Source organism: Rhodopseudomonas palustris HaA2, assembly GCF_000013365.1.
Classification (GTDB): Bacteria; Pseudomonadota; Alphaproteobacteria; order Rhizobiales; family Xanthobacteraceae; genus Rhodopseudomonas; species Rhodopseudomonas palustris_J.
Genome location: NC_007778.1, coordinates 3,420,433 through 3,446,906 on the forward strand (window position 1 = coordinate 3,420,433; position 26,474 = coordinate 3,446,906).

The 26,474-nt window shown below is 65.7% G+C and carries 21 protein-coding genes; 12 read left to right on the top strand and 9 right to left on the bottom strand.

The window, feature by feature from the left end; translation table 11 throughout:
- Nucleotides 1-74: 74 nt before the first annotated feature.
- Nucleotides 75-1,448, top strand: coding sequence for a M23 family metallopeptidase (locus RPB_RS15140; protein ID WP_011441889.1), 1,374 nt, complete (start codon nt 75-77; stop codon nt 1,446-1,448).
- Here RPB_RS15140 and RPB_RS15145 read toward each other — a convergent pair.
- The 5 genes from RPB_RS15145 to RPB_RS15165 all read right to left on the bottom strand — a co-directional run bounded on the left by RPB_RS15145 (nt 1,445) and on the right by RPB_RS15165 (nt 8,599).
- Nucleotides 1,445-2,371, bottom strand: coding sequence for a DMT family transporter (locus RPB_RS15145; protein ID WP_011441890.1), 927 nt, complete (start codon nt 2,369-2,371; stop codon nt 1,445-1,447). The two genes, RPB_RS15140 and RPB_RS15145, sit on opposite strands and share 4 nt — an antisense overlap.
- 103 nt (nt 2,372-2,474) lie before the next feature.
- Complete coding sequence (locus tag RPB_RS15150; RefSeq protein ID WP_011441891.1) at nt 2,475-3,362, bottom strand: NAD(P)-dependent oxidoreductase; 888 nt, start codon at nt 3,360-3,362, stop codon at nt 2,475-2,477.
- A 2-nt stretch (nt 3,363-3,364) separates the two neighbouring features.
- A protein-coding gene (gene prfB, locus RPB_RS15155; protein WP_157038830.1) for a peptide chain release factor 2 occupies nt 3,365-4,496 on the bottom strand; the annotation gives its coding sequence in 2 pieces (ribosomal slippage) (nt 3,365-4,426 and nt 4,428-4,496; 1,131 coding nt in all).
- A gap of 106 nt (nt 4,497-4,602) precedes the next feature.
- Nucleotides 4,603-7,095 (bottom strand): penicillin-binding protein 1A, encoded by a 2,493-nt coding sequence (locus RPB_RS15160; RefSeq protein ID WP_011441893.1) that lies wholly within the window; start codon nt 7,093-7,095, stop codon nt 4,603-4,605.
- Nucleotides 7,096-7,288: 193 nt separating this feature from the next.
- The gene (locus tag RPB_RS15165) at nt 7,289-8,599 is read right to left on the bottom strand and encodes an N-acetylmuramoyl-L-alanine amidase (RefSeq protein ID WP_011441894.1); all 1,311 of its coding nucleotides are present in this window, start codon (nt 8,597-8,599) and stop codon (nt 7,289-7,291) included.
- Nucleotides 8,600-9,298: 699 nt separating this feature from the next.
- Between RPB_RS15165 and RPB_RS15170 the strand changes: the two genes are divergently transcribed.
- Nucleotides 9,299-12,481: an Rne/Rng family ribonuclease gene (locus RPB_RS15170; protein WP_011441895.1), complete on the top strand. Its 3,183-nt coding sequence runs from the start codon at nt 9,299-9,301 to the stop codon at nt 12,479-12,481.
- A 76-nt stretch (nt 12,482-12,557) separates the two neighbouring features.
- On the opposite strand, the gene RPB_RS15175 is transcribed toward RPB_RS15170, so the two are convergent.
- The 3 genes from RPB_RS15175 to RPB_RS15185 form a co-directional block, all read right to left on the bottom strand.
- Entirely contained in the window at nt 12,558-13,895 is a 1,338-nt protein-coding gene (locus tag RPB_RS15175; RefSeq protein WP_011441896.1) for a dicarboxylate/amino acid:cation symporter, read from the bottom strand.
- A 108-nt stretch (nt 13,896-14,003) separates the two neighbouring features.
- On the bottom strand, nt 14,004-14,567 hold the full coding sequence (locus tag RPB_RS15180) for a biotin transporter BioY (protein ID WP_011441897.1): 564 nt from the start codon (nt 14,565-14,567) through the stop codon (nt 14,004-14,006).
- Between the two features lie 156 nt (nt 14,568-14,723).
- Nucleotides 14,724-15,911 carry a pyridoxal phosphate-dependent aminotransferase gene (locus RPB_RS15185; RefSeq protein WP_011441898.1) on the bottom strand — a complete coding sequence of 396 codons (1,188 nt, stop codon included), beginning with the start codon at nt 15,909-15,911 and terminating at the stop codon, nt 14,724-14,726.
- A gap of 120 nt (nt 15,912-16,031) precedes the next feature.
- On the opposite strand from RPB_RS15185, the gene RPB_RS15190 reads away from it, so the two are divergent.
- The 4 genes from RPB_RS15190 (at nt 16,032) to RPB_RS15205 (ending at nt 19,830) form a co-directional block, all read left to right on the top strand.
- Entirely contained in the window at nt 16,032-17,447 is a 1,416-nt protein-coding gene (locus RPB_RS15190; protein WP_041798743.1) for a M48 family metalloprotease, read from the top strand.
- Between the two features lie 158 nt (nt 17,448-17,605).
- Nucleotides 17,606-18,007: a BA14K family protein gene (locus RPB_RS15195; protein WP_011441900.1), complete on the top strand. Its 402-nt coding sequence runs from the start codon at nt 17,606-17,608 to the stop codon at nt 18,005-18,007.
- 205 nt (nt 18,008-18,212) lie between these two features.
- The gene (locus RPB_RS15200; protein ID WP_011441901.1) at nt 18,213-18,842 is read left to right on the top strand and encodes a peroxiredoxin; all 630 of its coding nucleotides are present in this window, start codon (nt 18,213-18,215) and stop codon (nt 18,840-18,842) included.
- Between the two features lie 220 nt (nt 18,843-19,062).
- On the top strand, nt 19,063-19,830 hold the full coding sequence (locus tag RPB_RS15205; RefSeq protein ID WP_011441902.1) for a DsbA family protein: 768 nt from the start codon (nt 19,063-19,065) through the stop codon (nt 19,828-19,830).
- A gap of 116 nt (nt 19,831-19,946) precedes the next feature.
- Here RPB_RS15205 and RPB_RS15210 read toward each other — a convergent pair whose 3' ends face one another.
- A complete protein-coding gene (locus tag RPB_RS15210; RefSeq protein ID WP_011441903.1) occupies nt 19,947-20,159 on the bottom strand; it encodes a hypothetical protein in 213 nt (70 codons plus the stop codon).
- A 597-nt stretch (nt 20,160-20,756) separates the two neighbouring features.
- Here RPB_RS15210 and aroQ point away from each other — a divergent pair.
- From aroQ to RPB_RS15240, 6 genes are all read left to right on the top strand, one after another.
- Nucleotides 20,757-21,212: a type II 3-dehydroquinate dehydratase gene (aroQ, locus tag RPB_RS15215; RefSeq protein WP_011441904.1), complete on the top strand. Its 456-nt coding sequence runs from the start codon at nt 20,757-20,759 to the stop codon at nt 21,210-21,212.
- A gap of 47 nt (nt 21,213-21,259) precedes the next feature.
- Complete coding sequence (gene accB, locus RPB_RS15220) at nt 21,260-21,772, top strand: acetyl-CoA carboxylase biotin carboxyl carrier protein (protein WP_011441905.1); 513 nt, start codon at nt 21,260-21,262, stop codon at nt 21,770-21,772.
- Between the two features lie 103 nt (nt 21,773-21,875).
- Complete coding sequence (gene accC, locus RPB_RS15225) at nt 21,876-23,231, top strand: acetyl-CoA carboxylase biotin carboxylase subunit (RefSeq protein WP_011441906.1); 1,356 nt, start codon at nt 21,876-21,878, stop codon at nt 23,229-23,231.
- Between the two features lie 116 nt (nt 23,232-23,347).
- Nucleotides 23,348-24,880, top strand: coding sequence for a sensor histidine kinase (locus RPB_RS15230; RefSeq protein ID WP_011441907.1), 1,533 nt, complete (start codon nt 23,348-23,350; stop codon nt 24,878-24,880).
- Nucleotides 24,877-25,320 (top strand): response regulator, encoded by a 444-nt coding sequence (locus RPB_RS15235; RefSeq protein WP_011441908.1) that lies wholly within the window; start codon nt 24,877-24,879, stop codon nt 25,318-25,320. The genes RPB_RS15230 and RPB_RS15235 overlap by 4 nt, the downstream gene beginning before the upstream one ends.
- Nucleotides 25,317-26,402 (top strand): response regulator, encoded by a 1,086-nt coding sequence (locus RPB_RS15240; protein ID WP_011441909.1) that lies wholly within the window; start codon nt 25,317-25,319, stop codon nt 26,400-26,402. The genes RPB_RS15235 and RPB_RS15240 overlap by 4 nt, the downstream gene beginning before the upstream one ends.
- Nucleotides 26,403-26,474: the final 72 nt, after the last annotated feature.

The following is a 26,474-nucleotide window of genomic DNA, read 5'->3' on the forward strand; positions in this document are numbered from 1 at the left end:
AATTAACCATGAGGGGGTCAAATCTGCCCGCGCATTGAGCCGACGACCTGTATCCGTCCGGCGCGGGAGTATCGATGCCCTACCGTTCTGGCCACCATTCCGACCATCCGCAGCACCACGCACCGCATCACGGCCGCCAAGCGCCGTACCGGGCTCGCCGCCCGCAGCCGGGGCCTCAGCCTCAGATCGCAGCGGAGGCCTCGAGCTACACCTTCGCTCACGCCGGCCGGCAGGTGCGGATCGGGCCCGTGCTGTTCTGGATCGTCGTCGGCACCATCGTCGCGCTCGGCTGCTGGTCTGCCGCCACCGCCACCTATTTCGCGTTCCGCGACGACGTCCTGACCCGGCTGATCGCCCGCCAGGCCGAGATGCAATACGCCTACGAGGACCGCATCGCCGAGCTGCGCGCCAAGGTCGACCGCACCACCAGCCGGCAGTTACTCGATCAGGAGCAGTTCGACCAGAAGCTCGACCAGGTGATGCGCCGCCAGACCATGCTGGAATCGCGCGCCAGCGCGATGAGCACCCTGCCCGACGTCGCCGTCACCGGCAGCATCAAGAGTTCACGGACGCCCGCACCGGACAGCACGCCCGCCGGCCCGCTGAAGCCGTCGCCGATCAACGACACGGTGATCTTCGTCGCTCCGCCGGATCGTGAAGCGCGGCTGGAATCACGCTCCCCCGCTGCAGCGCCGTCGCTGCCGACGACGCAATACGCCAAGGCCCAGGGCCTCGACACCGCGCTGACGAAACTCGAGCAGTCGCTCGACCAGGTCGAGAAGCGGCAGATCGCAACGCTCGGCTCGGTCGAGGAAAGTTTCGAGTCCCGCGCGCGCCGGATGCGCGGCGTGCTGGCCGATCTCGGCCTCGCCGCCCGCGGTCTGGAAGCCGCGGCGCCCCGGGCCGGCGTCGGCGGTCCGTTCGTGCCGCTGAAAGCGCCGTCTGCCAATGCCAGCGCGTTCGACCGCCAGCTCTATCGGATCAATCTCAGCCGATCGCAGCTCGACCGCCTCAACCGCGCGCTGACGCTGGTGCCGTATCGCAAGCCGGTGGTCGGCGAGGTCGAATTCTCCTCGGGCTTCGGCGTCCGCACCGATCCGTTTCTCGGCCGTCCGGCCATGCACACCGGCCTCGATTTCCGCGGCAACAGCGGCGACCCGGTCCGCGCCACGGCGATCGGCAAGGTGGTCAACGCGGGCTGGCAGGGCGGCTACGGCCAGATGGTCGAGATCGACCACGGCAACGGCCTGTCGACGCGCTACGGCCATCTGTCGAAGATCATCGCCAAGGTCGGCCAGAGCGTCCAGATCGGCCAGATGATCGGCGAGATCGGCTCCACCGGCCGCTCCACCGGCCCGCATCTGCACTACGAAACGCGCATCGACGGTGAAGCGGTCGACCCGCAGAAGTTTCTGCGCGCGGGGGTGCGGCTGGCGGGGGCGGGTTAGGATCGCTCGGTCCGCCACCGGCGCGCTTCGATCCATGCCAAGGCTCGGCCGTCGATGATAAGAAGCGCGCTGGCAATCATGCTGCCGCCCATCAGTTCACGAAGGCCTATATCTTCGTGCAGCACGACGGTGCCGAGCAGAATGGCAGTGACTGGGATCAGGAGCGTCACCAGCATGACGTTGGTCGACCCGGACCGCGCGACAATCCGGAAGAACAGCACGTAGCCGAGCGCGGTCGAGAGCGTGCCGAGCGCCACCACAGCCAGAATGACCGACAAGCTCGGAACCGGCAGGCTCAATGGCTGATCGACACACGCCGCGACGACGCCCGTGATGATGGCCGCCGCCAGCATCTGCGAAGTCGCCGTGGTCAGCGGCGCGAAACCGATCAGAAGCCTTCGGGCCAGTAGCGCCGACAGCCCATACGAGAGCGCCGCGCAAAGACACAGTGCCACGCCGATCCCCGTCTCGGCTTCCCGCAGGTCCAGGCCACGGAGGACGGCGACTCCGACCACGCCAGCCACGACTCCGATGACACGCCGTGCCGTCAGCCGTTCCTCTCCGGCCGCCGCCATGACGACAACGGTGAACAAAGGTGTCGTCGCATTGAGCACGGACGCCAGTCCGGTCGAGATGAATGTCTGACCGGTCACGAGACAGGAGAACGGAACGACGAAGTTGAGACAGGCCATTCCGACAAAGGGCCACCAGCCGACGACACCGCGCGGCATCGGAATCCTGCGGACCCAAACGATCAGGAACAGGACCAGCGCCGCGATCGCGGCCCGAAGAAAAACGATGGTGAAAGGCGGCAGCTCTTTCAGGGCCACGCCCACGAAAAAGAACGATGCGCCCCACAGGATCGACAGCGCGATCAGCAGCGTCCAATCCCGTGGATGAATAGGATGAATTCCTGACGCCATGATCGCACCTCGCGACGCCAGTCATCCTGCAGAGAGTGTCACGCCGCCACCCGAATTCCGAAAGCCGGTTGCGCACGGCCGTTCAACGGCGCGGTGCCGGGAGTTACTCGCGCGGGCGTGGCTTCGAGACGATCTCGACGATCTTTGCCTCGTCGTCGTCGGGCGCGGCATCGGTCGCGTGCGCATAACTCGCGACCGCTGCGAGCGACAGCGGCAGCTCCAATCGCAGCGCTTTCGCCAGTTCGATCGCGTAGCGCGCGTCTTTGTGCCGGAGCCCCGCGGTAAAGGTGGCGTTGGTGAAGTCGCGGTCGATCATCCGAGGTGCCTGCCGCAGCACCTGCGGACTGGCAACGACACTGCCCGCGATCGCTTCACGCACCAGTGCCATGTCGAGTCCGGCGCGCTCCGCGATCGCGATGCCTTCGGCAAGGCCGGCGATCTGGATCGCGCCCATCAGATTGTTGATCAGCTTGTAGACAGTGCCGGACCCGACCGGACCGAAATGCCGGATCGTCCGGCCAAGCGGCGCAAGATAGGGGCGCGCCGCGTCGAGATCGTTCGGCTCGGCGCCAATCAGCAAGGTGAGTTCGCCGCGTGCGGCAGCGTCGGGCAGGCCCGTGACGGGACAATCGATGTAGATCAACCCACGCGCGCGCAGCGCCGCGGCGAGTTCGAGCGCATGTTGATGCGAGACGGTCGAACATTCGATCGCGACAGCACCAACCTTGGCCGTCGTCGCGACACCATCGGCGCCGAGCCAGACGGCTTGCGACGCTTCGTCATCGGCGACCATGGTCACGATCGCATCGGCGGCGTGTGCGGCCTCGGCCGGCGTCGCAGCGCGGCGCGCGCCGCGGCTGATCAGAGCGTCGGCCTTTGCCGGATTGCGATTCCATACCGCGACGTCGAAGCCGGCGTCGAGCAGCCGGCCGGCCATGCCATGGCCCATCTTGCCGAGACCGATGAAGCCGACCTTTGTGGGAGCGCCCACGCTTAGTCCACGTCCTCGACACTGCCCGGCCCCGTGCCGAACGCGCGCTGCGCCAGGGTCGCGGCCATGAATTCGTCGAGGTCGCCGTCGAGCACGCCGGCGGTGTCGGAGGTCTGCACGCCGGTGCGCAGGTCCTTGACCATCTGGTAGGGCTGCAGCACGTAGGAGCGGATCTGGTGGCCCCAGCCGATTTCGGTCTTGGCGGCCTGATCGGCGGCAGCCTGCTCTTCGCGCTTCTTCAGCTCGATTTCGTAAAGACGCGCGCGCAGCATGTCCCACGCCTGGGCGCGGTTCTTGTGCTGCGAGCGGCCGGCCTGACAGACCACCGCGACGCCGGTCGGGACGTGCGTCAGGCGCACCGCGGATTCGGTCTTGTTGACGTGCTGGCCGCCGGCGCCGCCGGAGCGCATCGTGTCGACCCGGACGTCGGACTCGGCGATGTCGATCTTGATCGAATTGTCGATCACCGGGAAAATCTGCACCGACGAGAACGAGGTGTGCCGCCGCGCGTTGGAATCGAACGGCGAGATGCGCACCAGCCGGTGCACGCCGGCCTCGGTCTTGAGCCAGCCATAGGCGTTGTGACCCGAGATCTGGATCGTCGCCGATTTGATCCCCGCCTCTTCGCCCTCGGATTCTTCGAGATACTCGACCTTGAAGCCGTGCTTCTCGGCCCAGCGCGTGTACATCCGCAGCAGCATCGAGGCCCAGTCCTGGCTCTCGGTGCCGCCGGCGCCGGCGTGGACTTCGAGATAAGTGTCGAAGCGATCGGCCTCGCCGGACAGCAGCGCTTCGAGTTCGCGCCGCGCGACTTCCTTCTTCAGCGCCTTGAGCGCAGCCTCGGCCTCGCGGACGACGCCCTCGTCGCCCTCGGCCTCGCCGAGTTCGATCATCTCGATATTGTCGCTGAGCTCACGCTCGACCTTGCCGATGCCGGTGAGCGAATCCTCCAGCGAGGTGCGCTCCTGCATCAGCTTCTGGGCCTTCTGCGGATCGTTCCAGAGGTCTGGATCCTCGGCGAGCTTGTTCAGCTCCGCGAGGCGGACGGTCGACTGGTCGACGTCAAAGATGCCTCCTCAGCAGCCCGACTGACTGCTTGATCTCTTCGACGAGGCGTTCGATTTCTGCGCGCATGGAATCTCTGCTGGGCGGCGGCCACCGCGAGGCGACCGCGAATGTGTCAAACGCGATTTAGCGGGCGACGCGGCAAAGCGCAATCGCCCGTTGGGCCGGAAGGCGGTCAGTACAGTCCGCCGGTGCCGGGGCGGAAAAATCCGCGATCGTCCGGCGGCGGCGCCTGCTGCTGGCGGCCATCGGCATCGGCGACGCCGATCACCGAATAATTGTCGGGCGGCGCGGTGCCCGGCTTGAACGCCTCGAGGATGGTGCGGCCGCCGTCGCCCGGGCCGGCGCGCATCCCGCTCTTGGCGTCGACGCGGACCAGCTTGATTCCCGCCGGCACGCGGAACGGCACCGCCGGCTTGTCGGCGAGCGCGAGCTTGAAGAAATCCTTGGCGACGGGGGCGGCGAGATGGCCGCCGGTGGCGCCGCGGCCGAGATTGCGCGGCTTGTCGTAGCCGAAATAGATCCCGACCACGAGGTCCGGCGAGAACCCGATGAACCAGGCATCCTTCTCGTCATTGGTGGTGCCGGTCTTGCCGGCGATCGGCTTGCCGACCTCGCGCACCACCGTCGCGGTGCCGGCCTGCACCACGCCCTCCATCATCGACGTGATCTGGTAGGCGGTCATCGGATCGAGCACCTGCTCGCGACGGTCGACGAGCTGCGGCTCGGGCTGGTTCTTCCAACCCTCCGGCGCATCGCAGCCGCGGCATTCGCGGGCGTCGTGCTTGAAGATGGTGCGGCCGTAGCGATCCTGAATGCGGTCGATCAGCGTCGCCTTCACCCGCCGTCCGCCATTGGCGAACATCGAATAGGCGGTGACCATCCGCATCACCGTGGTCTCGCCGGCGCCGAGCGCATAGGACAGATAGTTCGGCAATTCGTCATAGACGCCGAAGCGCTTGGCGTATTCGCCGATCAGCGGCATGCCGACGTCCTGCGCCAGCCGCACCGTCACGGTGTTGAGCGAGCGCTGCAGCGCGTTGCGCAGCGTGACCGGTCCGTAATATTTGCCGGTCGAATAGTTCTCCGGTCGCCACACGCCGGCGCCCTGCCCCTGATCGATTTCGATCGGCGCGTCGATCACCACGGTGGACGGCGTATAGCCGTTGTCCATCGCCGCCGAATACACCAGCGGCTTGAACGACGAGCCGGGCTGGCGATAGGCCTGTGTGGCGCGGTTGAACTGGCTCTGGTCGAACGAGAAGCCGCCGACCATCGCCACCACGCGGCCGGTCCAGGGATCCATCGCCACCATCGCGCCCGACACTTCGGGGATCTGTCGCAGCCGGTACTGGCCCTCGACGGGCTTGCCTTCCTTGTCGAGCAGCGAATCCGCATAGATGACGTCGCCGGCCGCCAACACCTGCGACACCGAGCCCGGCGTCCGGCCGCGCTGCGGACCCGCCGCGGCTTTCGCCCATTTCACGCCGTCGAGAGCGATCAATCCGGTCTCGCGCTTCTTCGACACCGCGCCGCCGAGTTCGCGGCCGGGCTGGAAGCCGATCCGCGCCGACTGGTCGGAGGTCTCGAGCACCACAGCCATGCGCCACGGCGAGATGTCGGACAGCGATTTGACGTCGGCCAGCTTCACACCCCAGTCGCCGCTGATATCCAGCTTCGAGACCGGCCCGCGCCAGCCCTGCGCCTCGTCGAATTTGACGAGGCCCGCGGTCATCGTCTTGCGCGCCTCGACCTGCAGCTTCGGATCGAGCGAGGTGCGGACCGACAGGCCGCCTTCGTAGAGCTTCTTTTCGCCGTAGCGCTCGAGGATATCGCGGCGGACCTCCTCGGCGAAATACTCGCCGGCGAACGTGTGCGCGCCGGTGCCGCGGCTGGTGACGGTCAGCGGCTCCTTGCGCGCCTTGTCGGCGTCGGCCTGCTTGGTCCAGCCGTTTTCGACCAGGCGGTCGATGACGTAGTTGCGGCGCTCGACCGCGCGATCGTGGTTGCGGATCGGGTGCAGCGCCGCGGGGGCCTTCGGCAGCGCCGCCAGATAGGCCGCTTCCGACAGGGTCAGTTCGTTGACCGATTTGTCGAAATACACCAGTGAGGCGGCGGCGACGCCGTAAGCGCCGAGTCCCAGATAGATCTCGTTGAGATACAGTTCGAGGATGCGGTCCTTCGAATAGGCCCGCTCGATCCGCATCGCCAGCAAGGCTTCCTTGATCTTACGGGTGAACGACACTTCGTTGGTGAGCAGGAAGTTCTTGGCGACCTGCTGGGTGATCGTCGACGCACCCTGCGGCCGCCGGTTGGACCCGATGTTCTGCGCGTACAGGATCGCGGCGCGCGCCATGCCCTGATAGTCGATGCCGCCGTGCTCGTAGAAATTCTTGTCTTCGGCGGCGAGGAAGGCGTTGATCACCAGCTTCGGCACGGCCTGGATCGGCAGATACAGCCGTCGCTCTTTCGAATATTCGCCGAGCAGCGAGCCGTCCGTCGCATGGACGCGCGTCATCACCGGCGGTTCGTAATCCTGGAGCTGAGAGTAGTCGGGCAAGTCCTTGGAAAAATGCCAGATCATCCCGGCCGCAGCGGCCACGCCGACCAGGAACACGATGGTCCCGGCTGCGAACAGAAAGCCGAAAAACCGCAGCAGCAAGCGCATCGATTGAGTTCCGTTTCACCGAGGACCGCGCGACGCGGCGAAATTCCCTTGAACGAGATTGGCACTGTCCGCAACCAGTCCCCCGTCTTCGCCGGGGCCGGCCTCGTTTCGTCACCGAAATCGCGAACTGCAACGTGGTCTTATAGAACTTCCGCTGTGGCCAAACTAGGGCCCGGCCACGCGCAATGCCGCGTCAGTTCGGCTTTCCGGCCGAGACCAACCGCCTGGCGAAAAACGAATCGATCGCCTGGGAGACCGCGCCGACGGTCTTGGTGCGCCACTGTTCGGAAATCAGCTGCTTGAGGTCGCCTTTGTTGGAGACATAGCCGAGTTCGATCAGCACCGACGGCACGTCGGGCGCCTTCAGGACCCGGAAGCCGGCGGATTTGAGAGGATTCTTGTGCAGCCGGGTCGCGCCCTTCATTTCCCGCATCAAGGTCCGGGCGAAGCTGTTCGAGAACGTCTTGGTCTCGCGCTGCGCGAGGTCGATCAGGATATCGGCGACCTCGGTCGGCTCTTCGGTCAGATCGACCCCGCCGATCGCGTCGGCCCTGTTTTCGGCATCCGCCAGCCGCTGCGCCTCGGCATCGGAGGCCCTGTCGGACAGCGTGTAGATGGTGGCGCCCTGGGCATCGCCCTCGCCGCGCGGCAGCGCGTCGGCATGAATCGACACGAACAGCGCGGCGGACTGCGCGCGCGCGATCTTCACCCGGTCGTTGAGCGGAATGAAGGTGTCGTCGGCGCGGGTCAGCACCACGCGGTACTTGCCGCCCTTTTCCATCTGGTCGCGCAACGCCAGCGCGAAATCCAGCACCAGCGTCTTCTCGGCGATGCCACTGGCGGATTGGGTGCCGTTGTCGATCCCGCCATGTCCCGGATCGAGCACGACGACCGGCCGCGGATCGTCCTTCGCCGCATCGGCAGCTGGCACTGACGAGGTCGCATCCGCCATACTGACCGAAGGTCGCAGTTCGGGCGCCTTCTCGGCACTAAGCGCCGCGACGAAGGCCGTGCGGTCAACCGAATCGAGTTCGATCACCAGCCGCGCCGGCTGCCCATTGGCTGCGTCGAGCATATCGGCCTTGGCGATCTTCGCCGGCCCCGCCAGTTCGAGCACGATCCGCGAGCCGCCGGGCATCACCAGGCCGTACCGAAAAGCCTTGATCAGGCCACGACTTGCACCATTGGCGGCCGACGGCAGGCGGAAATTGATCTGCGGCAGATCGATGACGATGCGATACGGATCCGCCAGCGCGAACGCGCGGATCGGAACCTTGGTGTCGAAATCGACGATGAACCGGGTCTGCTTCTCGTCACCCGCCAGACGGGCATCGGACGCGATCGGAAAGCCGTTTGTGACCGGCGCTGCAGTGCTTTGGGTTGGGGTCGAGGGGGCAGGCAGGGCTTCCACGGCCCACCCCTGGGTCGGCGACGCGCACATCCATGCTGCAGCGCACGCGAAGACGGCGCTGAACAAAACAAAATGATTTGCGCGCCCCTGCAACGAATCCCGACCCCTCTCCGCTGGTCCTTTTACTGCATTAGAAGTGCGTGGTTAATCGCGGCTTAAGGCGCGCGATTCGAATAATAGGCAGTGTTGCCGGGCAGCGACGCTCTCCTTGCAAGCGAGACCCAATCCACGTATGTATCTGGTGCTGACGGTCTAATCTTCCGGTTGTGTCGCGTTCAGCCTATCGGCGCAGCGCCAAATCCCTCGACAATCAAGCAGTGGGGTTTAGCGTTTTTCCGTCCCCTCCGAGCCAGCGCAGTGCGCGGCCAGGCAGGTGCGTCGGTTCAGCCCGAGCGGCTTCCGGTCCCCGGGCCTCTATCCTACCAGGGACGGTTCAGACTCTTCATGACCGACCAGTCCGGCCTTTCGGCCGGATGATCCATGCCGGTGAGCGCTTCGGCGCAAGGCCGGTCCTTCAGCAAGAAGACACGGCGGATGCTTTGCCGCCACTCGTTCAGACGGGCCGACGCTTGATGCGCCATATTGCGATGCCGAACCGGACCCACGCAAAGGCCGCGCCGCCGCGAAGCAACAGCTTCGCCACGCGCACCGCCTCGGGTTCGACGCCGGCACGGCGCGGTGAAGTGCGTTTCGGCCTTCCCCTCACCCCCGAATCAGGTGGACCGTCGCGTTATCCGGTCGCGCTTATTGCGCTGGCCGTCTCGCGCGCTTTCCGCCGCCAAGAGTTCAAAAATGCCCAACAAGATGCTGATCGACGCCACCCACCCGGAAGAGACCCGGGTGGTCGTGGTCCGCGGCAACCGCGTCGAAGAGTTTGATTTCGAGACCGCACAGCGCAAACAACTGCGTGGCAACATCTACCTCGCCAAAGTGACACGGGTCGAACCGTCGTTGCAGGCCGCCTTCATCGAATACGGCGGCAACCGGCACGGATTCCTCGCTTTCAGCGAAATCCATCCCGACTACTACCAGATCCCCGTCGCCGATCGTCAGGCCCTGATCGAGGCCGACGAGCGGGCGCATCGCGAGGCCGAGGAAGAAAACGAGCAGCGCTCGACCCGCCGCCGGTCGAGGCACCGCAGCCATCGCCGCCGCGGCAGTGGCGAACGGGTCACCAGCGAGATCGTCGAGGCTTCCGCCGGCGCCGTGGCCGAGCCGCACGATCAATTCAGCGATCTTGCCGACAGCGATCCTGCCGACAATGGACACGCGCACGCCGACCACGAACGGCCGATGCACGACATTCCTGCGGATGACGCCGGCGATGTGACGCAGGCCTCGGCGGACAATGCCGAAGGCCACGACGGTCATCACGACGCCGAGCGCCAGGGATACCATGCGGCTTCGGCTGAGTATCTCGACGAGACGGCGGTCGCGCCGAGCATCGCCGACGGCGAGCAGCCCACCCTGCCCGACTTCGGCGCCACGCCGCACGCCCAGACCCTCTCCCAGGACGTTGAAGAGAATAGCGGTCACGCCGAAGATGCGCCGTTCCCGATCGCCGAAGGCGCTGAGCAAGAACATGGCGATGACGCCGGCGACGAATTGAACGACGCGGATGGCGACGCGGACCTGGAGGACGCTGCCCGGTCCGACACCGAAGCAGACGACGAGGATGAAGACGAGGACGAGGACGACGAGGCCGAGGAAGACATCGTCGAATCCGTCGGCGGCGACGATGTGCTGGAAGAAGTTCCCGAACGCGCCTTCCGGCCGCGCCGGCAGTACAAAATCCAGGAAGTCATCAAGCGCCGTCAGGTGATGCTGGTGCAGGTGGTCAAGGAAGAGCGCGGCAACAAGGGCGCGGCGCTGACGACCTACCTGTCGCTCGCCGGCCGTTACGCCGTTCTGATGCCGAACACCGCGCGCGGCGGCGGCATCAGCCGCAAGATCACGTCGGCGCAGGATCGCTCCCGCCTCAAGGAAGTGGTTCAGGATCTCGACGTGCCGGAAGGCATGGGCATCATCCTGCGCACCGCCGGCGCCTCGCGCACCAAGCCGGAGATCAAGCGCGACTTCGAATATCTGATCCGGATGTGGGAGACGGTCCGCGACGTCACGCTGAAGTCGCAGGCGCCGACGCTCGTCTACGAGGAAGGCTCGCTGATCAAGCGCTCGCTACGCGATCTCTACAACAAGGAGATCGACGAAATCCAGGTCGCGGGCGAAGCCGGCTACCAGGAAGCGCGCGACTTCATGCACATGCTGATGCCGTCCAACGTTCGCGCGGTGAAGCTGTATCGCGACGGGCAACCTCTGTTCTCGCGAATGGGAGTCGAGAGCCAGCTCGACGCGATGTTCTCGCCGACCGTGCAGTTGCGGTCCGGCGGCTACATCGTGATCAACCAGACCGAGGCGTTGGTCTCGATCGACGTCAACTCCGGTCGCTCGACCCGCGAGCACCATATCGAGGACACCGCGCTCAAGACCAACCTCGAGGCCTCGGAGGAAGTCGCGCGGCAGCTGCGCCTGCGCGACCTCGCCGGCCTGATCGTCATCGACTTCATCGACATGGACGAGAAGCGCAACAATCGCGCTGTCGAGCGCAAGCTCAGCGATTGCCTGCGGCAGGATCGCGCCCGCATCCAGGTCGGTCGGATCTCGCATTTCGGCCTGCTCGAAATGTCGCGCCAGCGCATCCGCGCCAGCGTGCTGGAAAGCTCGACCGAGCCCTGCCCGCATTGCGGCGGCTCCGGCCACGTGCGGTCGGTCTCGTCGGTGGCGCTGCAATTGCTGCGCGGTCTCGAAGAGATCCTGATGAAGGGCGCGACCCATAATCTGATCGTGCGCACCCGCGCCGATGTCGCCCTCTATGTCCTCAATCAGAAGCGCGGGCACCTGCGCGATCTCGAAACCGGCTTCAGGGTGACGCTGTCGGTCGTGTCGGATCCGACCGTGACCGGACAGCAGTCGTTCGTGATCGATCGCGGCGAGCAGGTTCACACGTTGGAATCCGCCAAGGCGCTGCTCGCGGCGCAGGTCGCGGCCTATCCGGTCCAGGCCGAAGAGCCTTTTGAGGACGACGAGGGTTACGAGTTCGAGGCCGAGATCGAAACCGACGAGACCGTCGGCCTGGCCGATGAGCACGCCAGCGACAGTGGCGAAGGCGAAGGAGAAGGCGACGCCCGCAAGCGCAAGCGCCGCCGCCGCCGCCGCTCGCGCACCGGCGAGGCCCGTGAAGCGGGCGCGCCGCGCGAGGACGGCGATGCTGCGCTCGTTCCCGAGGTTTTGGAAGCCGTTTCCGAAGACGACAGCGAAGACGGCGACGACAGCGCCGACGGCGCTGAAGGGGACGGTGACGCGCGGGCCGATCAGGCGAATGGCGAGCGTCGTCCGCGTCGCCGTGGCCGCCGCGGCGGTCGCCGCCGGCGTGGCGCTGCCGAGGGAGGCCTCGAAGAAGGCGCCTCCGGCTCGATCGTCGACGACATCGGAGAGTTGGAGACCTCGGAGGCCGCCGAGGCGGCCGCCGATATGGACGGCGGTGGATCGGACGGACGCTTGCTCGGCAAGCGGCACGAGCCGGACATCGATGACGATGAGATGGCAGAGCCGGTCACGGCTACGCTTTCCCCCGTTGCCAGCGAGCCGGAAGAACGCGCAGAGCCGGTGCAGGCGCAGCAGAGCGAGCCGGTCGCCTCGGCCCCCGCCCAAGACGCCGCTCCGTCGGCGCAGGCCCAGGACGACGCCGCAGCCGAGCGCGCCGCCGCACGCCGCCGGTCGACGGTGCGCGAAAAGGTGAATTTCGGGTCCTCGGAACCGAAGGTGGAGGCGTCGACGCCGCTGGCGATCGAGCCGGCAGCGCAGCAGCCCGAACCGGCACCGGCCATTCCGGAGCCACAGGCCGCTGCCGAGCCGGCTCCCGAACCTTCCCGTCGCGCCGGATGGTGGTCGCGCCGCTTCGGCGGCGGCAACTGATCAGCCGCAGTCAACTCGACAAGAAACCGCCCGGCCATCAGGCCGGGCGGTTTTCGTTTCAGGCAGCAACGACCGATCAGCCGGTGGTGACCGCAGTCTCGACGTCCGACGGGTCGATCGTCTTGTCGAGATTGGCGTGCAGCCGATCGTGGTCGAGCTCGCCCTCCCACCACGACACGAACACGGTGGCGACGCCGTTGCCGGTGATGTTGGTGAGCGCGCGCACCTCGCTCATGAACTTGTCGATCGAGAATACGATCGCCATGCCCGGCACCAGAGCCGGATTGACCGCGGCGAGCGTCCCCGCCAGCGTGACGAAACCAGCGCCGGTGACGCCGCTGGCGCCCTTCGAGGTCAGCATCGCAACCAGCAGGATCGTGACCTGTTCGGAGAACGACAGCTCGATGCCGAGCGCCTGCGCGATGAACAGCGTCGCCAGCGTCATGTAGATGTTGGTGCCGTCGAGATTGAACGAGTATCCGGTCGGCACCACCAGGCCCACAACCGACTTCGAGCAGCCCAGCCGCTCGAGCTTCTCCATCAGTTGCGGCAGCGCGCTCTCGGACGACGAGGTGCCGAGCACGATCAACAGCTCGTCCTTGATGTAGCCGAGGAACTTGAAGATGTTGAAGCCGACGAATTTGGCGATCACCCCCAGCACCACGAACACGAACAACGCCGCGGTCGCATAGAACAGCGCGACCAGGCCGATCAGATTGCCGAGCGCGGCCGGGCCGTATTTGCCGATGGTGAAGGCCATCGCGCCGAAGGCACCGACCGGCGCGGCCTTCATCACGATCGCGATCACGCCGAACACCGCATGAGCGGTGTCGTCGATCACGTCGCGCAGCCGATGCCCGCGCTCACCGAGCGCCATCAGCGCGAAGCCGAACAGGATGGCGAACAGCAGCACCTGCAGGATGTCGCCCTTCGCGAACGCGCCGACGACGCTCTCGGGAATGATGTTGAGAAAGAAGTCGACCGCGTGCATGTGGCTGGCCTGGTCGACGTACTTCGCCACGGCTCCGGCGTCCGGCTTGGCTGCGAGCCCATGCCCGACCGGCAGAAGATTGCCGACGACGAGACCGAGGATCAGCGCGAACGACGACACCACTTCGAAATACACCAGTGCCTTGATGCCCACCCGGCCGACCTTGCGGGCGTCCTGGATATGCGCGATGCCGGAGACGACCGTGCAGAAGATGATCGGCGCTATCACCATCTTGATCAGTTTGACGAATCCGTCGCCGAGCGCCTTGATCCACGGATTGGTCGCCAGATGCGGAGACAGCCAGCCGACCAGCACGCCGAGCACGATCGCGATCAAGACCTGGATATAGAGCACCTTGTACCAAGGCTTGGCGTTGGACGGTCGCGACGTTTCAGGAACGCCGACATCGGTCATCGTCGACATGGCATCACTCCAATGGTCTCGATGTGCCTGTCTTGACGACGACGTCGGGACGACCGCAGGCAGACCGGTCGGCCAAATCGATTCAGAATTGAACGGAGCCGTGCCGGATCACCCTCGCCGGCCGTCGGCCAGCCGCCGGACCGTGGGCAGCATCGCCGCGCCGAGCGCGTTCTTGACCAGCGCCCCCGCGAGGAAGGGAACCACGCCCACCGACCACGCCTTCGCCGCGCCGAGATGCAGGCCGTAAGCGAGCCAGCCGAAGCCGAGCGCAAGGATCGCGATGTGACCGAGCGCCATCGCCACGAACAGCCTGGGCACGGAGCGATCCCAGCCCCGTTCGGCGAACCAACCGACGACGACGGCGGCGGCGACGAAGCCCGCCAGATACCCGGCTGTCGGCCCCGTCAACGGCGCCAGACCGCCGGCCGGTCCGGCGAACACCGGCAGGCCGAGCGCCCCCGCGGCCAGATAGGCCAGCACGGTCGCACCACCCAACCGCGCGCCATAGGCCGCGCCGATCAGCAAGACCACCAGCGTTTGAAGGGTCATCGGCACCAGCGGCAACGGCAGGTTGAATTTCGCCGAGGCGGTCAGAAGCACGGCGCCGACGGCGATCAGGGCGATCGCGCGCCAAATGGCTGCGGACTGTCCCGCGCGCTGCGGCCACAGCATCGCGGCAAGCGCGGCGTGCCGTCCCGAGGACGGCGGCGCGGACGAAGCGATCTGCAAGGGATTTCTCCAGGAAGGAATTAGTCGCGGGTGCCTATAGCGACGAAATGCCGCTGAGAGCAACCCTCGAATCTGCATTCCACCGTCACATTGCCGGATTTACGCGAGCCAGGCCGCAATCCGGCGCACGGCTTCGCGCATATCGTCGGCCGAGCGGGCATAGGACAAACGGACGAAATTCATGCCACGCACCGGATCGAAATCGGTCCCGGGGGTGGCTGCGACATGCGCTTCCGCCAGCATCCGCTTGGTGAAGACGAAACTGTCGGAGGTGAATTTCGAGACGTCCGCGTAGAGATAGAACGCGCCGTCGGCCGGCAGGAAATCCGTCAGGCCCGCTTGCGGCAAACCGGTGATCAGGATTTTGCGGTTCTCCTCGTAGCCGCGTTTCACCGCCTCCATCTCGGCACCGCCCTCGAACGCCGCTTCGGCCGCGATCTGCGACAGCGTCGGCACCGAGATCGCCAGATTCTGCTGCAGACGTTCGACCGGCCGCACCAGCGGCTCGGGCAGCACCATCCAGCCGACCCGCCAGCCGGTCATGCAGAAGTACTTCGAGAACGAATTGATCACGACGGCATTCGGCGACAGCTCGGCCGCGGTCACCGCCGGGAATGCGTAGTCGAGGCCGTGATAGATTTCGTCGGAAATGAACCGGATGCCCTCGCTCTCGGCGACGGCGATCAGTTCGGTCAGCGCGGCACGCGTCATCATCGTGCCGGTCGGATTCGCCGGGCTGGCGACCAGCACGCCCTTCAGCGGCGCCTTGCGATGGGCGGCGAGCAGCGCCTCGCCGGTCAACGCATGTCGCGTCTCGCTGTGGGTCTCGATCAGCACCGGCTCGCAGCCGAGCGCAGTGAGGATGTGGCGATACGGCGGATAGCCGGGCACCGTCACCGCGACCCGATCGCCGGGTTCGAACAGCGCCAGGAACGACAGGATGAAGGCGCCGGAGGACCCGGTGGTGACGACGATGCGGTCCGGATCGACGTCGGCGCCGTAGACGTCGCGATAGTGCCGCGCGATCCGCGCGCGCAGCGAGGGAATGCCGAGCGCCGACGTGTAGTCGATGCGGCCCTGCTCCAGCGCCTGATGCGCGGCGGCGAGCGCCGTGCGTGGTGCCGACGCCCACGGCTGACCGACCTCCATGTGGATGACGTGACCGCCGGCGGCCTCGATCCGTTCCGCGGCCGCCATCACGTCCATCACCATGAAGGGCGGCACATCGCTCCGGGCGGACGCTGTCAACGATCGAATCGCCGCGGCTGTCGTGGTCGCATCGCGCATTGAAATCTGCTACTCCCGCGCGGTTCGGTTCGGCGAAACCCGGCGGCGTCGCGCTGCTGCCGTATTGCTGGGCTGATCAGGGGATATCCGTTATTCGAACCTCGGCCAATGCCCAATGTGATGATTGAAACTCTGCCCGGAGGATTGCGCCGGAAGGCCTGCGCGCAGGCGTCGCGGCTGGTGGCGATCCTGAGCGCCGCCGCGCTGGCGCTCGCCCCGGTTCCCGGCCTCGCGCAGGCGCCGCAGCCGAAGGGGCCGCCGCTGCTGCGCGACACCGAGATCGAGAATCTGCTGCGCGACTATACGCGACCGATCCTGCGCGTCGCCGGCCTCGAAAAGCAGAACATCCAGATCGCCATCATCAACGATCCGAATTTCAACGCCTTCGTCGCCGACGGCCGCCGCATCTTCGTCAATTACGGTGCGCTGATGCAGTCGCAAACCCCGAACCAGTTGATCGGCGTGCTGGCGCACGAGACCGGCCATCTCGCCGGCGGCCATCTGTCCAAGCTCCGCACCCAGCTCGCGCAAGCACAGACGCAGATGATCGTGGCGATGCTGCTCGGCGTCGGCGCGATGGTGGCGGGCTCCAAGGCCGGCCCGAACAGCGGCGCCGGCAATATCGGTGCGGCCGCGATCTCGGCGCCGCAGGAATTGATCCGGCGCAATCTGCTGTCCTATCAGCGGCAGCAGGAAGAGAACGCCGACAAGGCCGCAGTGAAATTTCTCGACGCCACCGGCCAGTCGGCGAAGGGCATGTACGAAACGTTCCGTCGTTTCACCGACGAGAGCCTGTTCGCCGCGCGCGGCGCCGATCCTTATGCGCAGTCGCATCCGATGCCGGCCGAACGCGTCCGCGCGCTGGAAGAGCTGGCGCGCTCCAGCCCGAATTGGGACAAGAAGGACGACGCCGCACTGCAGCTCCGCCACGACATGATGCGTGCCAAGACGTCCGGCTTCATGGAGCGTCCCGACACCGTTTACCGGCGCTATCCGTCGTCGAACACCAGCCTGCCCGCGCGCTACGCCCGCGCCATCTCGACCTATCTGCACGGCGATCCGCGCTCGGCGCTGGCCCAGATCGACGGCCTGATTCAGGCCGAGCCGAACAATCCCTATTTCTACGAGTTGCGCGGCCAGGCGCTGCTCGAGGGCGGTCGGCCGCAGGAAGCGATCGCGCCACTGCGCAAGGCGTTGTCGCTCAGCCGCAGCGCCCCGCTGATCGAGATGCTGCTCGGCCAGGCGCTGGTGGCCTCGGGCAGCGCCGCCTCGACCGAAGAGGCGATCCGGATTCTGAAGTCGGCGCTGTCGCGCGAGGCTGAAGCGCCGCTCGGCTACAGCCAACTCGCGATGGCCTATGGCCGCAAGGGCGACTACGCCGAAGCCGATCTCGCGTCGGCCCAGGCGGCCTTTCTGCGCGGCGACAACAAGACCGCGCGCGCACTCGCGGCGCGCGCCAAGACCCGCTTCCCGGTCGGCTCGCCGGGCTGGGTCAAGGCGGACGATATCGTCGAAGCGAAATCAACATCCAAATAGCGCACTGCGTGTGATTGCGGATCACACGCAGCATCGGCCGCGCACGGGCGCAGTCTGGGCCATGTCAAATACATCGCGGCGACAAAGTGTCTCGATGTTTGCCATGCTGCGCCCTCGCGCCTAGAGTCGCGCGGCGACCAAAAGAGGGAGAGACATCCATGATGAAATCGAGGACGCAAGACGGCGGCACTGCGCGCAAGCTGATCACGCGCGCGTTGGCGGGCGTCATGCTGCTGACGATGTACGGCTTCGGCATGATCGCGACCACGGGCTTGGCGATGACGGCGAGCGTGACGCCGGCCCACGCACAGCGCGGCCGCGGACGTGGCGGAGGACGCGGTGGTGGGCGTGGACGTGGCTGGGGTGGCGGCGGCAATGCCGGCGCAGCGATCGGGCTCGGCATCGGCGCCGCGATCATCGGCGGCGCGATCGCGGCAAGTGCCGCGGAAGAGTCCCGCCGCCGCGATGCGATCGGCTACTGCGCGCAGCGCTACCGCTCGTTCAACCCGGCGACCATGACCTATATCGGCAACGACGGCCGGGCTCGCCCCTGCCCGTAGTCGAAATGCGTGGTTGATCTGCGTTGAAAGCACTGACCACGGTGCGCGATCGTTCGCTATAATGAAGTGGTGATCGCGCACCGCGCCGCCTCGATACGGCTCGAGCCGTTCCCGCTTTCACGGTGCCAAAAAGCGTCGCTACTGTCGGGCTTCCCCGCGCCGCGCGCGGGCTTGCTCATTTCATAGGCACACAGGAGTTCGATCAATGTCTCTCCACATCGGCGACACCGCGCCCGATTTCACCGCCGACACCACCCAGGGGCCGATTTCGTTTCACGACTTCATCGGCGATTCCTGGGTCTTCTTCTTCAGCCATCCCGCCGACTTCACGCCGGTCTGCACCACCGAGATGGGCAGAACCTCGAAGCTCGCGCAACAGTTCGCCGCCCGCAACGTCAAGCCGATCGGGCTGTCGACCGACACCGTCGACGAGCACCTCAAATGGATCGCGGACGTCAACGACACCCAGCAGACCGATCTGCAATTCCCGATCGTCGCCGACAAGGAGCTGAAGGTCGCCAAGCTCTACGACATGATCCACCCGAACCAGAGCAACACCGCGGCGGTGCGTTCGGTGTTCATCATCGATCCGAACAAGAAAGTCCGCCTGACCATGACCTACCCGATGAATGTCGGGCGCAACTTCGACGAGATCCTGCGCGTGATCGATGCGCTGCAGATGGCCGACAAGTACACCGTCGCCGCGCCGGCCGACTGGCGCCCAGGCGACAAGGTGATCATCCCGCTGTCGCTGCAGGGCGAAGACGCCGTGAAGGCATTCCCCCAGGGCTGGGATGCGCCGCGTCCCTATCTGCGCCTGACCACCGTCAAGTAGCCCGCGGCACCCCACAGTCAGACGGCGCCGGCGGTCGTGACGACGAACGCCGGCGCCGGCCCCGATCGCCACCGCCGCCGCCGCATCGCGGCCGGCGGGTTTTCGGCGCGCCTGACCGACACGTGTTCACAAATTGCGCGTATTTGGGCGGGAAAAGCGCTATGAAGCACACGAATCCGTGCGCCGATCGTGTCCGATTTCTGCCCTGAAGGGATTGCCCATGCCGTCGTTCCGTCCGTTTGCCGCCGCCCTGCTCGCGCTCTTGTTGGTCGGCGCGCCAGTTGCCGCCGCGGCGCAGAAATTCTCCGACGAGCAGCGCAGCCAGATCGAACAGATCATCAAGGACTATCTGGTGTCTCACCCCGAGGTGCTGGAAGAAGCGTCCGACGAATTGGGCAAGCGGCAGGCCAACGCCGCGGCCGAAAAGCACCAGGCCGCGATCAAGGACAACGCCGAAGCGATCTTCAATTCGCCGCGCGGCATCACGCTCGGCAACAAGGACGGCGACGTCACCTTCGTCGAATTCTTCGATTACAATTGCGGCTACTGCAAGCGCGCGATGACCGACATGATCGCGCTGATGAAGGAAGATCCCAAGCTCAAGATCGTGCTGAAGGAATTTCCGGTGCTCGGCCCGCCCTCGGTCGAGGCGGCGCAGGTTGCGATCGCGGTGCGGATGCAGACTCCCGATGGTAAGAAGTATCTCGACTTCCACCAGAAGCTGATGGGCGGCCGCGGTCAGGCCGACAAGGCCCGCGCGATGGCGGCCGCCAAGGAGGCCGGCTTCGACATGGCCCGGCTCGAGAAGGACATGGCGAGCCCGGAAGTCCGCGCCACCATCGAGGAGAGCTTCAAGCTCGCCGAAGCGATGGGCATGAACGGCACGCCGAGCTACGTGATCGGCAAGCAGGTGGTGGTCGGCGCAGTCGGCCTCGACACGCTGCGCCAGAAGGTGGCGCTCGCCCGCTGCGGCAAGGAGAAGTGCTGAGCCCTGCGGGATCCGCGGGCGACCCGACGACGTCGCTGATTGGGAACTCCCGAGGTCGCCGCCTCACGGCGATCTTGCGCAGGCGGTGTTGCGGCCATCGTGTCGAGTCCGGTCGTCTACGACGGAAAATCGGCCTCTGCGACATGGACACGGTCGGCATGGAGCGACCATTCCTTCAGCCGCTCCATCTGACAGAATTTTTCTTTGGCGATCTCGGTCGCGTCGCGGCTGTTCGCCGCCTCGATCTCCAGGGAGCTCTGGCAAATCTCGGCCTGCCGGCCGTTCTCGCCGAGGATGTCCTTCATGAATCGCACAGTATAGCGGGCCATAGTGCCTCCCGTTTAAGCGTCTTCTTCATTCAAGACACATGCCTGATATCAGGCGCGTCCGACCGCGGGCATGTTGCTCGGGCGGTGGGGCATCGTGCGCATCGGCGCGTCGGAGACGCGCCGGATCGTCATTTCGGAGACTACGCCTCCCGTTTCCGGATGCCAAAACAAAACCGCGACAACGCTCGTCAAGTTTGGTCGCGGCTGCCGGATCGGCGCTGGTCTTTCAATGAAATGATCTCGCCCTGCGATTGTTCCACGCGAACCCCGCCGATCGGATCGCCGCCCGCAAGCGAAGATGCGAAATCGGGACGAGCAGACGGCATTATCTGTGTGCCGATCAGCCACCCACAACCGCTCTCGCGGAGCCCTCTGCAAACGGATCGCAAGCACTTCCCGGCGCTTGCCTCGGCATGCTCGTCCAAAGCATCACCCGATTCAGGCTCCGCTGGACCGTGTTCAGGCTTCCCCTCAGCCGTGAGGTTACCTATAACGCCGACAATCAAGTGAATTTTGCCCGGACCGGTGCTGCAGCGCCGGATTTCGGCCCGACGGCGCGTCCGCCGGAGACCTTCGCTGACATTGCCGGAAAGTCGGATGCCTCAAACGATTTACGTGCTCAATGGCCCGAACTTGAATCTGCTCGGGACCCGGGAGCCGGCGATTTACGGCCACGCGACGCTGGCCGACGTCGAACGATTGTGCACCGAGACCGCTGCCAGTTGTGGTCTTTCAGCCGTTTGCCGGCAGTCCAACCACGAGGGCGAGTTGATCGACTGGATCCACCAGGCGCGCGACGAGCAGGCGGTGGGAATTGTGCTCAACGCCGGCGGCTACACCCACACCTCGGTGGCGCTGCATGACGCGCTCGTCGGCGTGCAGATCCCGGCGGTGGAAGTCCACGTCTCCAACGTCTTCGCCCGCGACAGCTTCCGCCATCATTCCTTCATCGCGAAGGCCGCCTTTGCCAGCCTGTGCGGCTTCGGCATCGACGGCTACCGGCTGGCCATCCTCGGCCTCGCCGCGAAAATCGGTACCAGCGCCAAGGCCTGACCCGAGGCCGGACCCGCCCCACTCACTCAAGACATCTGGATCGAAACATGGCCCGCCAGCCTGACACCAAGACCGCCGCCAAGCCGAAGGACGCCGCAACCGAGGACAAGGCGGCGATCGACGACAGCACGCTGATCCGCGATCTCGCGCTGCTGCTCGACGAGACCAACCTCACCGAGATCGAGATCGAGCGCGCCGGGCTTCGCGTCCGCGTCGCCCGCAACGTCAGCATCGCCGCCTCGGTGCCGATGGGCTACGCCCCGACGTCCGCCGCAGGAGGCGCGATCACTGCGATCGAGACCGCGGCGATCGACATCGCCAAGCATCCTGGCGTGGTGCCCTCGCCGATGGTCGGCACCGTGTATTGGGCACCCGAGCCCGGCGCCAAGCCGTTCATCGAGGTCGGCTCCCGGGTGTCCGCCGGCGAGACGCTGTTCATCATCGAGGCGATGAAGACCATGAACCAGATCCCGTCGCCGCGGGCCGGCACCGTCACCCAGATCCTCGTCGAGGACGGCCAACCGGTCGAGTTCGGCGAGCCGCTGGTGGTGGTCGAATAGCGAGTCGCGAATGGCGAGTGGCGAATAGAGCTGCATCGCAACGCCATCCGCCCCCCATTCGCCACTCGCCATTTGCAATTCGCCTCTCAATCCGGTGGCCCCGATGTTCGATAAAATTCTCATAGCCAATCGCGGCGAGATCGCTCTGCGGGTTCTGCGTGCGTGCAAGGAACTGGGCATTGCCACGGTCGCCGTGCATTCGACCGCCGACGCGGACGCGATGCATGTCCGGCTCGCGGACGAAAGCGTCTGTATCGGCCCGCCGCCGTCCAAGGACAGCTATCTCAACATCCCGGCGCTGCTGGCGGCCTGCGAGATCACCGGCGCCGACGCGGTGCATCCGGGCTATGGATTTCTATCCGAGAATGCCCGTTTCGCCGAGATTCTCGCCGACCACAATCTGCATTTCATCGGCCCCAAGGCCGAGCACATCCGGCTGATGGGCGACAAGATCGAGGCGAAGAAGACCGCCAGGCGCCTGGGCATCCCCGTGGTGCCGGGCTCGGACGGCGCGGTCGGCCCGGACGACGACGCGATGTCGATCGCCAGGGAGATCGGCTTTCCGGTGCTGGTCAAGGCCGCCGCCGGCGGCGGTGGCCGCGGCATGAAGGTCGCGCACACCGCCGAAGACCTGTCGATGGCGATCTCGACCGCGGGCAACGAGGCCAAGGCCGCCTTCGGCGACGCCTCGGTCTATCTGGAGAAGTATCTGCAGAAGCCGCGCCACATCGAAATCCAGGTGCTGGGTGACGGCCGCGGCGGCGCGATCCATCTCGGCGAGCGTGACTGCTCGCTGCAGCGGCGGCACCAGAAGGTCTGGGAAGAGAGCCCCTCCCCGGTGATCAGCGCGGAAGCCCGCGCCCGGATCGGCGGCATCTGCGCCAAGGCGATGCAGGACATGAGCTATGTCGGCGTCGGCACCATCGAATTCCTCTACGAGGACGGCGAATTCTACTTCATCGAGATGAACACCCGGATCCAGGTCGAGCATCCGGTCACGGAGATGATCACCGGGATCGATCTGGTGCTGGAGCAGATCCGGATCGCCGCCGGCGGCGACCTGCCGGTGTCGCAGGACGAGATCGTGCTCAACGGCCACGCCATCGAGTGCCGGATCAACGCCGAGAATCCGGTGAGCTTCCGGCCGTCGCCGGGCAAGATCGCGCGTTATCATCCACCCGGCGGCCTCGGCGTCCGGATCGATTCCGCAGTCTTCCAAGGCTACACCATCCCGCCTTATTACGACTCGCTTGTCGGCAAGCTGATCGTCCACGGCAAGACCCGCGGCGAGTGCCTGATGCGGCTGCGGCGGGCGCTGGACGAGATGGTGGTCGACGGCATCGAGACCACACTGCCGCTGTTCCGCGCACTGGTGCGGGAACCGGGGATCATCGACGGCGATTATCATATCCACTGGCTGGAGCAGTATCTCGCCGGCGTCGCCCTCGAGGGCCGCTGAAGAATATTTGCGTCGGGCGTGGAACCAAGTTCCGGCTCCCGCGTTAGCGTGGCTGCAGATTTGGCCGCCTTGCGGGGATTGTTCTTGCTTTGTTTCAAATGGTCGGAGACCGCGCGGTGACGCCGGAATCCACGCGGCGACGCGCTTTCATCCAGATCACGTTGCTGTCGCTGTCTTTTGCCGTGCTGGTTCTGATCAGCGTCGCCTCGGTGTTTCTGTTGCAGAAAGCCCGGGAGGACAGCGCCTGGGTCGCCCACACGCTCGAAGTCGAGAACCAGATTTCCCTCGCCCAGCTGCAGATGCGCCGTGCCGAAAGCGCGGAGCGAGGCTTTCTGCTGACGAGTCAGCCTGAATTCGTCGAAGAGTTCGAGAATTCCTCCGGCCAGGTGGTGCCGATGCTGCAACGCCTGCAGCAGCGGGTAGCCGACAATCCGGTGCAGCGCGGGTTGGTCGACAAGAGCATCGTCATCGCACAGGCGAGGATCGAGCGGTTCAGGGAACTGATCGCGCTCGCGCAGGCGGACCGCGCCGAGGAAGCTCGGCGCATCGTGCGCGCCGAAAGCGGCCGTGAGGCCATGAACCAGTTCGCCAACTTCATGGCGGCGATGCGGGCCGAAGAAAACAAGCTATTCGTGATGCGGACGGCGGCGGCCGATCGCAGCCAGTCTCTGGCGTCGATCGTCACCACCACCGGCTCCGGCCTGGTGCTGGTGCTGGCCGGGCTCTCGATCTTCCTGGTGCGGCGCTCCGCGCGCGCCCGTGACGACGCCGAAGCGCTGCTACGCGAGAACAATCTCAACCTCGAGAGCACCGTGTCCGAGCGCACCGCCGACCTGCGCGAGGCCAACGAAGAGATCCAGCGCTTCGCCTATATCGTGAGCCACGATTTGCGCTCGCCGCTGGTGAACATCATGGGATTCACCAGCGAGCTCGAAGAACTGCGCAGCGACATCTTTCGCCGCATCGCCACGCTGAGCCGCGAAGTCGCCGACAAGCAGATGCCGGAGAAGGCCGACAGCGACGGCGAGCCGGAGCTGCAGCCGGCCGACCAACAATTGTCGGAGGACTTCACCGAGGCACTCGCCTTCATCAAATCGTCGATCGGCAAGATGGACCGGCTGATCAGCGCGATCCTCAACCTCACGCGCGAAGGCCGCCGTCAGTTCCAGCCGGTTTCGATCGACACCCGGGAGCTGATCGAGAACATCGTCTCGACGGTGGCGCATCAGGCCGCCGAGGCCAACGCCGAGATCCGCATCGAGCCGTTGCCGGAAATCGTCAGCGACCGCCTCGCGCTCGAACAGATCTTTTCGAATCTCATCGACAACGCTCTGAAATATCTCAGGAACGGTGTCCCCGGAGACATCCGGATCCGCGGTCGCCAGAAGCTCGGCTTCGCGATCTTCGAGATCGCCGACAACGGACGGGGGATCGATCCCAAGGACCATCAGAGAATCTTTGATCTTTTCCGCCGTGCCGGTACACAGGACAGGCCGGGTCAGGGGATCGGGCTCGCTCATGTTCGCGCGCTCGTGCGCCGCCTGGGTGGAACCATGTCGGTGTCCTCGGCGCTCGGCGAGGGCTCGACCTTCACCATCACCTTGCCGATGAAATGGACCACGGCCACCAAACGGGAACCCCGCTCATGAGTAACCCAGTCACCATCATCATGATCGAGGACGACGAGGGCCACGCGCGCCTGATCGAGCGCAATATTCGCCGGTCCGGCGTCAACAACGAGATCGTTCCGTTCACGTCCGGTACAGCCGCGCTGAACTACCTGTTCGGGGCCGACGGCTCGGGCATCGAGCATCAGAATCGCGCGCTCCTGGTGCTGCTCGATCTCAACCTCCCCGACACCAGCGGCATCGATATTCTCCGGCGCGTCAAGGAAAACGATCATCTCAAATGCACGCCCGTCGTGGTGTTGACCACCACCGACGACGCGCAGGAAATCAAGCGTTGCTACGAGCTCGGCTGCAACGTCTACATCACCAAGCCGGTGAACTACGAGAGCTTCGCCAACGCGATCCGTCAGCTCGGCCTGTTCTTTTCCGTGATCCAGGTCCCTCAAACCGAGGCTCCATGACTCCTGCTGCTGCGCCGACTCTGCTGTATATCGACGACGACGAGGCGCTCGGGCGCCTGGTCTCACGCGGCCTGAAGCGACAGGGTTTCTGCGTCGAGCACGTGCTGAGCGGCGAGGCGGGGCTGGAGCGATTGCGCAAGGGCGGCGTCGACGTGGTGGCGCTGGATCAGTACATGCCCGGCCTCGACGGGCTGGAAACGCTGGAGCAGATCCAGAACATTCCGGATGCGCCGCCGGTGGTCTTCGTTACCGCATCGCAGGATTCCAGCATCGCCGTGACCGCGCTGAAGGCCGGCGCCGCGGATTATCTGGTGAAAGATACCCAGGGCGACTTCGTCCCCCTGCTCCAGGTCGCCGCCGATCAGGCGCTGCGCCAAGCCGTGATCCGCAAGGCCCGCGACGACGCCGAAGCCGAAGTCCGCGCCTCGCGTGATCGCTATGCGGCGCTGGCCGCAGAGCGCGAAATGCTGCTGCGCGAGGTCAACCACCGGGTCGGCAATTCGCTGCAGATCATCGCGTCGCTGCTGCATCTGCAGGCTTCGTCCAGCAAGGAGAGCGAGGTCAAGGCGGCGCTCACCAACGCGATGGGCCGCGTCGCTGCGGTGGCGCAAGTCCACCGCCGGCTCTACACCTCGCACGACCTCAAGAGCGTGATGCTGAACCAGTATCTCGAAGCGTTGCTCGAGGATTTGCGTCGTTCGGCCGAAGGCAACCGGATGTCGCGCCTGACGCTCGATGCGGAGGCGGTCGAGATCGATCCCGACCGCGCGGTCGCGATCGGCATCGTCGTCAACGAGTTGGTGATGAACGCGGTGAAGTACGCCTATCCGGAAGGCAAGGGCCCGATCCACGTGGTGCTGAAGGCCCAGGGCGACGACCTCGAACTCGCAATTTCCGATGACGGCGTCGGTCTTGCGGTCAAGGCCAATCCGCACTCGACCGGCATGGGCCAGCGCATCGTCAATGCGATGGCGACCAAGCTCGACGCCAGCGTCGAGCGCGACCCCGCGCATGCCGGCACCCGCATGGTGCTGCGATTCCGCCGCACCAACATCGCCGCGCCGACGCCGGCCATCGCGTAGTCGGCCGCCCCGCCAAATCGGGCCACGAATCCGGCCGCACTATCCCAAAGCCGCCTTGCCATTTTGCCGGAG